The following is a 12,589-nucleotide window of genomic DNA, read 5'->3' as shown; positions in this document are numbered from 1 at the left end:
TAATGGCGGTCAAAATAAATACCAATAATCCAACCCAAAAGACGATTGGACCAAATAAGGTTTTGCGTTTTACTAAAGGAGAACGCATTAGTCACTGGGTTCATGCCATTGCCTTCTTTGTATTGCTCTTTACTGGACTGGGAGTGCTCAGCGCCTTTTTCCAACCTGCAATGGGTATCGTCGGTGGGATTCAAGCTGCTCGAGTGATTCACCGTGTTGTAGCAGTTGTGTTTGTGGTAGTTGTAGGTTTGATGTTCATTGTTGGAAATACCCGCCATCACTGGGAGTGGTTAAGGTCAGTCTTTAAGTTTACAAAATCAGATCTGCAACACGTCATGGCATTTCCTAAGGAGTTCTTCGGGGGACACGGTACTTATCCACCTCAAGATAAGTATAATGGGGGGGAAAAAATCAACTCGATGATTACCATCTTCGGTACTGTCTTCATCACGCTCAGTGGGATTGTGCTGTGGTTCGCTCCATCTTTCCCCCCTGGTTTAGTCCGTTGGGCATATCCAGTACACGATCTCTCTATGTTTATGATGACAGCAGCTGTCATTGGGCATATGTATTTAGGACTATTACACCCGGATTCAAACCCTTCCATTTCAGGCATGATCAATGGTTATGTACCCACAAAGTTCGCTCGTTCGCACCATGCCAAATGGTATGACAGAGTGAAAGATGAACAAGATTGTACCGAAACAGTAGCGAAATAATCGGAAATAGAGATAAGTCTAGTCCGGATTACTCACAGTTGGCTAAATAATGAATGTAAGGGGAGCTCCTACAAATGAACAAAAATATGCATAAAATGGATGTAGCTGAAGATATAACTATGGAGCAAGCTTATCAGACCTATAGCCTTCTTAAGAACGAAGTCAGAAGCTGGCAAGACGAGCGGGGTAACTTTTGGTGGGAGAGATTGATTCCTACGGAGACTCCCCCTTACTATCCCCTGGTGGATTTACCGGAAGAGGCGGTTTTAGAACTTTGGCAAAGGTTGAATCGGGTCGAGGGAGTAGTAGTTTCAGAGGCGGACTTAAGGGAACGGTGGAATGAATTTAAAGCGGTTCGACCCGCAACTGACACAAAAATGTTAAGTCGCTTGTATATCGCCTTAAGCGGCGTAGCACAACTTTCTCGCGAAACGATCGCGGAACCGAAAAAGGATACTGTAAATAATCAAGCTGAAGATCATTCCAAAAAAGTTTCGTGCAAAAGCAGGGCCTGCCCAGTCTGTGGTGAGGCAGCAGGGCTTTCAGTACTCACTCCGCCAAACGGTAATCGTTACTTGCACTGTATACTGTGCGGGCATGAATGGCCAGCGGAGCGTGTCGGATGTATTTGCTGTGGGAGTGAAGAAGCCTCTGAACAGACTTACCTTCATTCGGAGGATTTTCCAGGTGTTGATATAGTGGCTTGCCAGGCTTGTGGTCAGTATTTCAAAGAGGTGGACTTGCGCGTGTTGTCCGTCGAAGACTTTGTTTGGGAAGATTTGAGGACCCTGTCCTTAAATTACGCAGCGGAACAATGGTTTGCAGAACAAGCAAAACTAGCTGGAGACGTCCAGTAGGATTGATGTTCGATAAACCCTTAACCAACTACAAAAAGAAGCGCTCGAAATTTTGAGCGCTTCTTTATTATTTGTCTGAAGTTCAGCTTAATTAGATGGTTTATCAAAAAACGGTTATTCTGTGTGTTTTACGTTTTATACTACAAAATAATAGATTTGAGGAAATGGACCAGGGCGTGTTATAATTAATCTTTATAAATTTAAAAGTCAAGTGTTCATGGACTAAGAGATAAATTGTGAATAAGGTGTATTAACAAACGATAATTAAGGAGTTAAAGAAATTGAACCAAACGGATTTAGAATTAGAAATTAATGCTCGTAAAACCTTTGCCATCATTTCCCATCCAGATGCGGGAAAGACGACATTAACAGAAAAGCTGCTGCTTTTCGGAGGCGCGATTCACGAAGCCGGGTCAGTCAAAGCCAGAAAAGCAGAACGATATGCCACGTCAGATTGGATGGATCTCGAACGGCAACGGGGGATTTCTATTACATCAAGTGCCCTCCAATTTAAGTATCAAGGGTATGTTATCAATATTCTTGATACTCCAGGACATCAAGATTTCAGTGAAGACACCTACAGGACGTTGACAGCTGCGGATAGTGCGGTAATGCTAATTGACGCAGCCAAAGGGGTTGAGACTCAGACCAAGAAACTGTTTCAGGTCTGTCGTCAACGGGGAATTCCAATCTTTACCTTTATTAATAAATGTGATCGTAATGCGAAAGATCCTCTTGATCTAATGGATGAAGTAGAAAAGGTCTTAGGGGTCGAATCCTATGCGATGAATTGGCCTATTGGTATGGGCCCTGATTTTAAAGGAATTTATGATCGCCAAACAGAGCAGGTTGAGCGGTTTGTGGAAGGTAGTAGTAAATTCAGTGCTAAGCCACCGGTATCTGGTGCTCTCAGCGATCCAAAAGTACAGGAAGGGATCGGAGATATTCTACTCACTCAACTTTACGAGGAAATTGAACTTCTGGATATGGCAGGAAATGCTTTTTCCCAGGAACGAGTTGATCGGGGAGAAGTGACACCAGTGTTTTTTGGAAGTGCGCTCAATAACTTTGGTGTACCTAATTTCTTGAATAGTTTTTTAGAACTAGCCCCTGCCCCACAACCGCGCAGCACAAATCTAGGTCATTTAAACCCCGAAACTCCCAGTTTTTCAGGGTATATTTTTAAAATTCAAGCTAACATGAATGCACAACACCGCGACCGTATCGCCTTTATCCGGATTTGCACGGGCCGATATGAACGAGGTATGAATGTGATTCATACTCGTTCCCATCGCCGACTTCGTCTTGCTCAGCCTCAGCAGTTGTTTGCACAGGAACGAACAATTCTTGATGAAGCCTTTGCGGGGGATATAATAGGGGTTCATGATAGTGGACTTTTGCGAATCGGAGATGTTCTCACAGAAAAGGATGGACTTCAGTTTGAGGCAATGCCTTTCTTCAGCCCTGAAAATTTTGCGCGCATCAATATTGCAAATGCCTTAAAACGAAAACAATTCATTAAGGGGATTCAGGAATTACAGGAAGAAGGGGCCATTCACGTCTTTCGAGATCTTAACGTTGGAGTTGAGGCTCCGATTATCGGAGTGGTAGGGCAATTACAATTTGAAGTGTTAGAGTACCGCTTGCGTGAAGAATATGGAGTCCAGGTGGATATTCAACACCTACCCTTTGAAATCGTACGTTGGGTAAAAAGCGATCCTAAGACGGTTAAGTTGCTGACAGAATCGAGTATGAGTACCGTCGTGATAGATAAAGACGAAAACTATGCAGTTTTGTTATTGGATGAATGGAAGGCAAAATGGTTAAGTGATCGTTATGAGATCGAGTTTTTCATGCAACCGGAGGGTAAAGGTATAGATGTAAATTAAAAACCATGGTCTAGGATTAAGATTATCCTAGACCATTTGTCTTCGCTAGGATAACATTAACCTTTTTACTTGAGCGTGACATATTCTGGACTTCAAGGTTGTGCGGTAAACGTATGGTCTAGGAAGATATGCCCTCCTATGGATTCACCACGTTCACCATTAATAAGAATACAAACTCCGTTAATTCCGGGGATTTGCATCACAGACCAAACGATCGATCTTATAGTAATATCCTCCTCTAAGGCCCCACCGGGAAAATCATCCCGGATCTCTTTACTAAAGTTAATTGTAGCTAGGCCATTTTGAACAGTTAAGGAAAGTATCTTGGTTGTTGAGGCAAGTGTAGGTACGAGTTTGTCGGACTGAGGGCCTCGAATGAGTTGAATTAGGATAAGATTTGCTTTTTGCGCAAGATTTAGTGTTGACCATGATGATCTATCAATTAAACGATCTTCAGAAACAAGGGTTTCTAAGTTGTCGTTTGAAAAGTAGAGTTTATAGGCATCACCGCGAGTTAAGGGAGGACCTTCTTGGTGTGCTAATGTTGTTGAGCTTTCTCGAACACCTAGTGGAAAGGCATTAAAGTAATGCTCAACGCCAGTACCTATCGCGTGGGCGATTGAGTCACGGTAATTGTCCGACAGCAAGAGTTTTCTTTCTCGAGGATTAGACATAAATCCTACTTCTACAATGACTGAGGGCATTTCGGATTGATTAATAATATAATAATCTCCTGCCTTAGCTTTACGCTTGTTATCGGGTTGAAGCTGCGTAAGCTGTGCTTGGATTATTTCCGCCAATACTTTTCCTGACGGAGAATTTTGATGGTAATAGGTTTCCATCCCGTAGGAATTTCGTTGGGGGAAACTGTTGGCATGAATGCTAACAAATACGTCGGCATTACTTTCAGTAGCTATCTGAATTCTGTTGTTTAACTCTACTCGTTTAGCCATACGCCCTAGGACAAACCCTGGGAGAAAAAAATCTTTATCAACTTCGCGTGTTAGTATTACTATACAGCCCATTGAATCTAAAACCTTTCCTAAGCGTAAAGAAATATCTAAATTAATGTCTTTTTCTTTGAGCTCAGAATTTTGAGCCCCTGGGTCAGCACCTCCGTGTCCAGGGTCTATAACAATAACTTTATCTTTTAGACTGGAAGACACTGTAGAGGTCAATTGCAATGATTCAGCTCCGATAATTAAAATGATCACCGCAATCATGACACCTAAAACCGAGATCTTTCGAATAATAAATACGATCGACTTCTCAAACATACATTTGCACACTCCTCTCGAGAGAGTAATCTGTTTATGTATATTGCAAGAAGGTGTTTCGTAAACATTAATTTAGAAAAGATAATCGTTGAAAAGATTTCTGAGAAATTGGGGGATGGGACACTTGATTTGGGTAAGCGTTTCAATCGTAGTGTTGTTGTTAAATATCCCCTTTGGGTATTGGAGAGGGAATGTTAAGAAGTTTACATGGCAATGGTTTTTATCGGTCCATTTACCGGTTCCCGTGATTATGTTGCTTCGTATACGATTCGATCTTGGGTGGGAATGGACGACCTCTCCCATATTATTCGGGGCTTATTTTTTAGGGCAATTTTTAGGCGCAAAGTGGCATCATCATTGGAAGAAGAGAATGCGTGTCAGTAATTGTTTATTTTATGATATTGTACGGACTCGGTGGATTATTATTATAGTTCGCTAGGGAGTAGCGGTTAGCATTCAGGAATAATTGCTAGTGAACTGGATAAGTTCACTAATAATTCTAGAGAACCTGCATAAAAAAAGTATATTGTGAAATAATAATTGACATCATCTTGTCAAAGATGGTATTATAACCGAGCGTCACAAAAGGAGCATAGTGATCGAATAGTAAAGCTTAACAATTGATCTGTTCGATCATAACTGAGCGAAATTAGTTATTGACAACAAGACTTAGAAGTGCTAAAATACACATCCGGCCCAAATGACCAAAGACGCACGGTGATCGAAAATGCAAGGAGCCAAGGCTTCACGCAACTTGATCAGAACTGAGAAAAATAGTTATTGACAACGAGAGTTGGAAATGCTAAGATGTAAATCCGGCCGCAAAACGGCTAAAGAGTCATGGTCTTTGAAAACTAAACAACAAGGACAGCCAATGAGAGAAACTCGCAAGAGTTTCAAAATAAATCATGAGCGAATCATCTTCTTCAATAATAGAAGTTTGAATAACTTTTTTTGGAGAGTTTGATCCTGGCTCAGGACGAACGCTGGCGGCGTGCCTAACACATGCAAGTCGAACGCCGGAAGTCAGATGACAGAGGCCAGAAGCCAGAAGGGAAAAACCCTAATCTGGCATCCGGTTTCTGACATCTGACAACCGGAGTGGCGGACGGGTGAGTAACGCGTGGGTAACCTACCCATAAAGCCGGGACAACCCTTGGAAACGAGGGCTAATACCGGATAATCTTAGAAGCTGGCATCAGCGTTTAAGGAAAGGTGGCCTCTGAGTATGCTACCGATTATGGATGGACCCGCGTCTGATTAGCTAGTTGGTGGGGTAAAGGCCTACCAAGGCGACGATCAGTAGCCGGCCTGAGAGGGTGAACGGCCACACTGGGACTGAGACACGGCCCAGACTCCTACGGGAGGCAGCAGTGGGGAATCTTCCGCAATGGACGAAAGTCTGACGGAGCAACGCCGCGTGTATGATGAAGGTCTTCGGATTGTAAAGTACTGTCTTTGGGGAAGAATGACTGATTTGAAAATATTGAGTCAGTATGACGGTACCCAAGGAGGAAGCCCCGGCTAACTACGTGCCAGCAGCCGCGGTAATACGTAGGGGGCAAGCGTTGTCCGGAATTATTGGGCGTAAAGGGCGCGTAGGCGGATCGTTAAGTCTGGTGTGAAAGATCAGGGCTCAACCCTGAGAGTGCATCGGAAACTGGGGATCTTGAGGACAGGAGAGGAAAGTGGAATTCCACGTGTAGCGGTGAAATGCGTAGATATGTGGAGGAACACCAGTGGCGAAGGCGACTTTCTGGACTGTAACTGACGCTGAGGCGCGAAAGCGTGGGGAGCAAACAGGATTAGATACCCTGGTAGTCCACGCCGTAAACGATGAGTGCTAGGTGTAGAGGGTATCGACCCCTTCTGTGCCGCAGTTAACACAATAAGCACTCCGCCTGGGGAGTACGGCCGCAAGGTTGAAACTCAAAGGAATTGACGGGGGCCCGCACAAGCGGTGGAGCATGTGGTTTAATTCGACGCAACGCGAAGAACCTTACCAGGGCTTGACATCCTACGAATCTCTAGGAAACTAGGGAGTGCCCTTCGGGGAGCGTAGAGACAGGTGGTGCATGGTTGTCGTCAGCTCGTGTCGTGAGATGTTGGGTTAAGTCCCGCAACGAGCGCAACCCCTGTGTTTAGTTGCTAACGCGTGAAGGCGAGCACTCTAGACAGACTGCCGGTGATAAACCGGAGGAAGGTGGGGATGACGTCAAATCATCATGCCCCTTATGTCCTGGGCTACACACGTGCTACAATGGCCGGTACAGACGGAAGCAAAGCCGTGAGGTGGAGCAAATCCGAGAAAGCCGGTCTCAGTTCGGATTGCAGGCTGCAACTCGCCTGCATGAAGTCGGAATCGCTAGTAATCGCAGGTCAGCATACTGCGGTGAATACGTTCCCGGGCCTTGTACACACCGCCCGTCACACCACGAAAGTCTGCAACACCCGAAGCCGGTGAGGTAACCGGTCCAGAGGACAGAGGGCAGAAGCCAAGACGGAAGTCAGTGGTCAGAAGCCAGAGGTCAGAGTAGAGTTAGTCTAAATAGACTACATGCATCTGACATCTGGCCTCTGATAACCGATCTCTGAAAAGGCATCTGAGTTCTGACCTCTGGATTGGAGCTAGCCGTCGAAGGTGGGGCCGATGATTGGGGTGAAGTCGTAACAAGGTAGCCGTATCGGAAGGTGCGGCTGGATCACCTCCTTTCTAAGGAGAACTGTTTAGAGCTTAGGCTTTAAACGACAATCCTAAGGGTCGATTCTTTTAAAGGACGCGAGTCTGGCGAGAGATCATTAGAGTCGCAAGACTCATGCCGAGGGATCGGCAACTCATTGGTAAGAGCTGTTGTTTAGTTTTGAGAGACCAGATGATCGAGGTCCGAAGTCCGATGTCCGAGATCCGAAAGGATAACGGGAGTTGGACGAAGGGTTTTGTGAAATGGAAACTCAGTCAGACGGGATTGAAGTTAAAGCAGAAATGCTTGACTACCGATCCTATATTTTTCAGCGAACGTGAATATAGAAGTAAGATAACGATCTTGTTTTAGCCCAAAGGCTAAAACTTCGATTCGAACATCGCGCCTCGAACTTCGCGCATCGCGTAATGTTCTTTGAAAACTGCATAGAGGAAATAATCTAGTAAAAAGTCGAAAGAATTCACTTTGAAACGTAAGTTTCAAATAAACCTAGAAGTAGCGATCAATAGGTCAAGCTACTAAGGGCGTACGGTGGATGCCTAGGCGCTAAGAGTCGATGAAGGGCGCGGTTAACAGCGAAATGCCACGGGGAGTCGTAAGCAGGCTTTGATCCGTGGATACCCGAATGGGGCAACCCAACTGGAGTCATATCCGGTTATCGTTAACTGAATACATAGGTTAACGAAGGCAACCCGGGGAACTGAAACATCTAAGTACCCGGAGGAAGAGAAAGAATAATCGATTCCCTGAGTAGCGGCGAGCGAAACGGGAACAGCCCAAACCCTACTCGAGATCCGAGGTCCGAAGTCAGAAGTCCGAGCTTAAGCTGAATCTCAAGAGGAATGCTTATATCGGACATCGGACATCGGAATTCTGATCTCGGGTAGGGGGTTGTAGGACCCTCTATTAGGAATGATTCCCTAGCTGAACAGAACTGGAAAGTTCGGGCAGAGAAGGTAACACCCCTGTAAACGAAAGGGAATCAAACTGTGAGGGAATCCTGAGTACCGCGGGACACGTGAAACCCCGTGGGAAACAGGGAGGACCACCTCCCAAGGCTAAATACTTCTTAGCGACCGATAGCGAACAAGTACCGTGAGGGAAAGGTGAAAAGCACCTCGGAAGAGGAGTGAAAGAGAACCTGAAACCGTGCGCTTACAAGCAGTTGTAGGTCGAGGTCCGAGGTCCGAAATCCGAAGTCCGATCCAGGTATTCTTAAAAGGAGTACATGCATCGGACATCGGACATCTGACCTCGGACTTCGGCTGGCAGCGTGCCTTTTGTAGAATGAACCGGCGAGTTATGGTATGTAGCGAGGTTAAGGCGAGAAGCTGGAGCCGAAGCGAAAGCGAGTCTGAAAAGGGCGAATAGTTACATGCTGTAGACCCGAAACCGTGTGATCTACCCATGGCCAGGGTGAAGGTGGGGTAAAACCCACTGGAGGCCCGAACTCACTGTCGTTGAAAAGGCAGGGGATGAGCTGTGGGTAGGGGTGAAATGCCAATCGAACACGGAGATAGCTGGTTCTCCCCGAAATAGCTTTAGGGCTAGCCTCAATTGATGACGTATGGCGGTAGAGCACTGAATAGGCTAGGGGCCTTACCAGGTTACCGAACCTTATCAAACTCCGAATGCCATACGATTTAGATTGGGAGTCAGACTGTGGGGGATAAGCTTCATAGTCGAAAGGGAAACAGCCCAGACCATCAGCTAAGGTCCCTAAGTATACACTAAGTGGGAAAGGATGTGGAATTGCACAGACAACCAGGATGTTGGCTTAGAAGCAGCCACCATTTAAAGAGTGCGTAATAGCTCACTGGTCGAGTGGTTCTGCGCCGAAAATGTAACGGGGCTCAAGTGTATCACCGAAGCTATGGCTTCAGAGGTCAGTTGACAGAGGCCAGAAGTCGGAAAATGAGGGTAGTATGATAGAAAGTTATCGTGATCTAAGAGTGTATCAAATATCTTATGAATTGGCACTTGAAGTCCACAAACTAACCTTAAAATTCCCCGACTTTGAAAAGTACGAACTTGGAATTCCAGAATACAGAGGGCAGAAGCCAGAGGTCAGAACAAGTATCTGATATCTGGTATCCGACATCTGATTACTGAATTGCAATGGCACAAGGGTCGAAAGACGAAACCAAGGTGTTGTTAGAACTAGCAAAAGATCTAGGTTATATCCAAGAAGTTGTATTTGCAAAATTGTTTGAACGATATGATGAACTGGGCAAACAGTTATATACTCTTCACCAAAAATGGAAATAATCTGGCTTCTGGATTCTGACAACTGACCTCTGAGGGGTAGGGGAGCGTTCTATTATCAGCGAAGTTCAACCGTAAGGTTGGGTGGAGAGAATAGAAGTGAGAATGCCGGTATGAGTATGCGAAAAGACAAGTGAGAATCTTGTCCGCCGAAAATCTAAGGTTTCCTGGGGAAGGCTCGTCCGCCCAGGGTAAGTCGGGACCTAAGCCGAGGCGTGATAGCGTAGGTGATGGACAACTGGTTGACATTCCAGTACCACCGAGAAGCGTTTGAGCAATGGGGTGACACAGAAGGATAGGTTAAGCCAACCGTTGGTTGAGTTGGCCCAAGCGAGTAGGATGTAGGGTAGGCAAATCCGCCCTGCGAGAAGTCTGAGACGTGACGGGGAGCGAAAATGAGTAGCGAAGTAACCGACTCCAAGCTGTCAAGAAAAACCTCTAGTGAGCAACCCGGTGCCCGTACCGTAAACCGACACAGGTAGATGGGGTGAGAATCCTAAGGCGCGCGAGAAAACCCTCGTTAAGGAACTCGGCAAAATAGCCCCGTAACTTCGGGAGAAGGGGCGCTCTTCGCAAGAAGAGCCGCAGAGAAATGGTCCAGGCGACTGTTTAACAAAAACACAGGTCCCTGCTAATCCGAAAGGAGATGTATAGGGGCTGACACCTGCCCGGTGCTGGAAGGTTAAGAGGAGAGGTTAGTCTCGAGGTTCGAGGCTCGAAGTTCGAGGTTCGAAAAGAACCGAACGAAGAATCGGGTTTGGAACCTCGGGGCGAAGCTTTGAATTGAAGCCCCAGTAAACGGCGGCCGTAACTATAACGGTCCTAAGGTAGCGAAATTCCTTGTCAGGTAAGTTCTGACCCGCACGAAAGGTGTAACGATCTGGACACTGTCTCAACGAGGGACTCGGCGAAATTGTAATACCCGTGAAGATGCGGGTTACCTGCGACAGGACAGAAAGACCCCATGGAGCTTTACTGTAGCTTGACATTGGATTTTGGTATAAAATGTACAGGATAGGTGGGAGACAGAGAAGCTAGGGCGCCAGCCTTGGTGGAGTCAACGGTGGGATACCACTCTTTTTGTACTGAAGTTCTAACTAGGTCCCCTGAATCGGGGATTAGGACAGTATCAGGTGGGCAGTTTGACTGGGGCGGTCGCCTCCTAAAGAGTAACGGAGGCGCCCAAAGGTTCCCTCAGCGCGGTTGGAAATCGCGCGCAGAGTGTAAAGGCATAAGGGAGCTTGACTGCGAGACCAACAAGTCGAGCAGGGACGAAAGTCGGGCTTAGTGATCCGGTGGTACCGAGTGGAAGGGCCATCGCTCAACGGATAAAAGCTACCCTGGGGATAACAGGCTTATCTCCCCCAAGAGTCCATATCGACGGGGAGGTTTGGCACCTCGATGTCGGCTCATCGCATCCTGGGGCTGTAGTAGGTCCCAAGGGTTGGGCTGTTCGCCCATTAAAGCGGTACGTGAGCTGGGTTCAGAACGTCGTGAGACAGTTCGGTCCCTATCCGTCGCAGGCGCAGGAAATTTGAGAGGATCTGTCCCTAGTACGAGAGGACCGGGATGGACGAATCCCTGGTGTACCAGTTGTCTCGCCAGAGGCACAGCTGGGTAGCTATATTCGGAGCGGATAAGCGCTGAAAGCATCTAAGCGCGAAACCGACCTCAAGATGAGATTTCCCACAGCGTAAGCTGGTAAGACCCCTGAAAGATGATCAGGTTGATAGGCCAGGTGTGGAAGCGCGGTGACGTGTGGAGCTGACTGGTACTAATAGGTCGAGGGCTTGACCTAATAATCGAGGTCCGAGGTCAGAAGTCCGAGGTCCGAAAGGACGGACGGTTGAGGACGGAGGACTTCGAGATTGCTAACAAAACTAGGTAAGTGGCTCAAATTCTAACGACAATTACTAGATAATAGACTCTGTGCAGTTTTGAGAGAACAGCGGTTAAGGATAATTCCTTATCCTGTTTTCTTTAGAAAACATACAAATTCGGACTTCGGATTTCGGACATCGGACTTCGATTCCGCATCTGGTGATCATGCCGGAGGGGTTCCACCCGTTCCCATATCGAACACGGAAGTTAAGACCTCCAGGGCCGATGATACTTGGGGCATAGCCCCTGGGAAAGTAGGTCATCGCCAGGTAAACAAGCGAAAAGACTATCTCTAACGAGGTAGTCTTTTCTGTGTCAGTTATACTGTAGAACGAGGTACCGGGGTTCCACCCGTTCGGATCCACATTGCAGGAGTTTGCGTTACGAGTCGCAATGTGGCGAAAGTCTCATCCGTCTTTCGTCACACTGCAGGAGTCTGCGTTATGAGTCGCAGTGTGGCGAAAAGCTCGTTCCGTCGCCACGAAGTATTTCTTTGGGGTGGGTGGCTCGGCGATACTGTCCACCGGACACTATCGTGCTTTTCGTATATCGAACACGGAAGTTAAGAATCCACACTGCAGGAGCGTGCGTTACAAGTTGCAGTGTGGCGAAAGGCTCCCCTTCGCCACGAAGTATTCCTTTGGGGTGGGTGGCTCGGCGATACTCTCCACCGGAGACTATCGTGCCTTTCGTTCCAGGGCCGATGATACTTGGGGCATAGCCCCTGGGAAAGTAGGATCCACACTGCAGGAGCCTGCGTTATGAGTCGCAGTGTGGCGAAAAGCTTTCCTTCGCCACGAAGTGTTCATTTTGGGTGGGTGGCTCGGCGATACTCTATCCTACGCCGCTAAGTATTCTTTTGGGATCGCGGCTTCGGCGATACTCTCCACTGGAGACTATCGTGCCTATCGTATCTTCAGGTAAACAAGCAAGATGAGGACGTATCGAAACTAAGTTTCGCTACGTCCCCTTTTTTGTGTCTGTGTTATCCTTTAGGTT

The 12,589-nt window shown here is 46.8% G+C and carries 5 protein-coding genes and 3 rRNA genes; 7 read left to right on the top strand and 1 reads right to left on the bottom strand.

Going from position 1 to position 12,589, the window contains the following annotated elements; genetic code table 11:
- Window positions 1-2 precede the first annotated feature (2 nt).
- The 3 genes from ACYQ3Q_RS19530 to ACYQ3Q_RS19520 all read left to right on the top strand — a co-directional run bounded on the left by ACYQ3Q_RS19530 (window position 3) and on the right by ACYQ3Q_RS19520 (window position 3,465).
- Window positions 3-719 carry a formate dehydrogenase subunit gamma gene (locus ACYQ3Q_RS19530; protein ID WP_459930178.1) on the top strand — a complete coding sequence of 239 codons (717 nt, stop codon included), beginning with the start codon at window positions 3-5 and terminating at the stop codon, window positions 717-719.
- 74 nt (window positions 720-793) lie between these two features.
- The gene (locus ACYQ3Q_RS19525; protein ID WP_459930177.1) at window positions 794-1,576 is read left to right on the top strand and encodes a formate dehydrogenase accessory protein FdhE; all 783 of its coding nucleotides are present in this window, start codon (window positions 794-796) and stop codon (window positions 1,574-1,576) included.
- 281 nt (window positions 1,577-1,857) lie between these two features.
- Window positions 1,858-3,465, top strand: coding sequence for a peptide chain release factor 3 (locus ACYQ3Q_RS19520; protein WP_459930176.1), 1,608 nt, complete (start codon window positions 1,858-1,860; stop codon window positions 3,463-3,465).
- 92 nt (window positions 3,466-3,557) lie between these two features.
- On the opposite strand, the gene ACYQ3Q_RS19515 is transcribed toward ACYQ3Q_RS19520, so the two are convergent.
- Window positions 3,558-4,742, bottom strand: a complete 1,185-nt coding sequence (locus ACYQ3Q_RS19515; RefSeq protein WP_459930175.1) for an N-acetylmuramoyl-L-alanine amidase — start codon at window positions 4,740-4,742, stop codon at window positions 3,558-3,560.
- Between the two features lie 951 nt (window positions 4,743-5,693).
- Here ACYQ3Q_RS19515 and ACYQ3Q_RS19510 point away from each other — a divergent pair.
- The 4 genes from ACYQ3Q_RS19510 to ACYQ3Q_RS19495 all read left to right on the top strand — a co-directional run bounded on the left by ACYQ3Q_RS19510 (window position 5,694) and on the right by ACYQ3Q_RS19495 (window position 12,355).
- A 16S ribosomal RNA gene (locus ACYQ3Q_RS19510) occupies window positions 5,694-7,455 on the top strand.
- Between the two features lie 497 nt (window positions 7,456-7,952).
- Window positions 7,953-11,507, top strand: a 23S ribosomal RNA gene (locus ACYQ3Q_RS19505).
- A 238-nt stretch (window positions 11,508-11,745) separates the two neighbouring features.
- Window positions 11,746-11,861: ribosomal RNA gene (gene rrf / locus ACYQ3Q_RS19500) — 5S ribosomal RNA — on the top strand.
- Together the 16S, 23S and 5S rRNA genes form the textbook arrangement of a ribosomal RNA operon.
- Window positions 11,862-12,043: 182 nt before the next feature.
- Window positions 12,044-12,355, top strand: a complete 312-nt coding sequence (locus ACYQ3Q_RS19495) for a hypothetical protein (protein ID WP_459930174.1) — start codon at window positions 12,044-12,046, stop codon at window positions 12,353-12,355.
- Window positions 12,356-12,589: the final 234 nt, after the last annotated feature.

It is taken from the genome of Desulfosporosinus burensis (assembly GCF_054657535.1).
Note: the sequence above shows the minus strand (reverse complement) of the source record. Positions and strands in the feature narration are given on the sequence as shown.

Bases quoted from the DNA above. Each gene is read 5' to 3' on its own strand.
- ACYQ3Q_RS19530 (WP_459930178.1), top strand. From the start codon at position 3: ATGGCGGTCAAAATAAATACCAATAATCCAACCCAAAAGACGATTGGA.
- ACYQ3Q_RS19525 (WP_459930177.1), top strand. From the start codon at position 794: ATGAACAAAAATATGCATAAAATGGATGTAGCTGAAGATATAACTATG.
- ACYQ3Q_RS19515 (WP_459930175.1), bottom strand. From the start codon at position 4,742: ATGTTTGAGAAGTCGATCGTATTTATTATTCGAAAGATCTCGGTTTTA.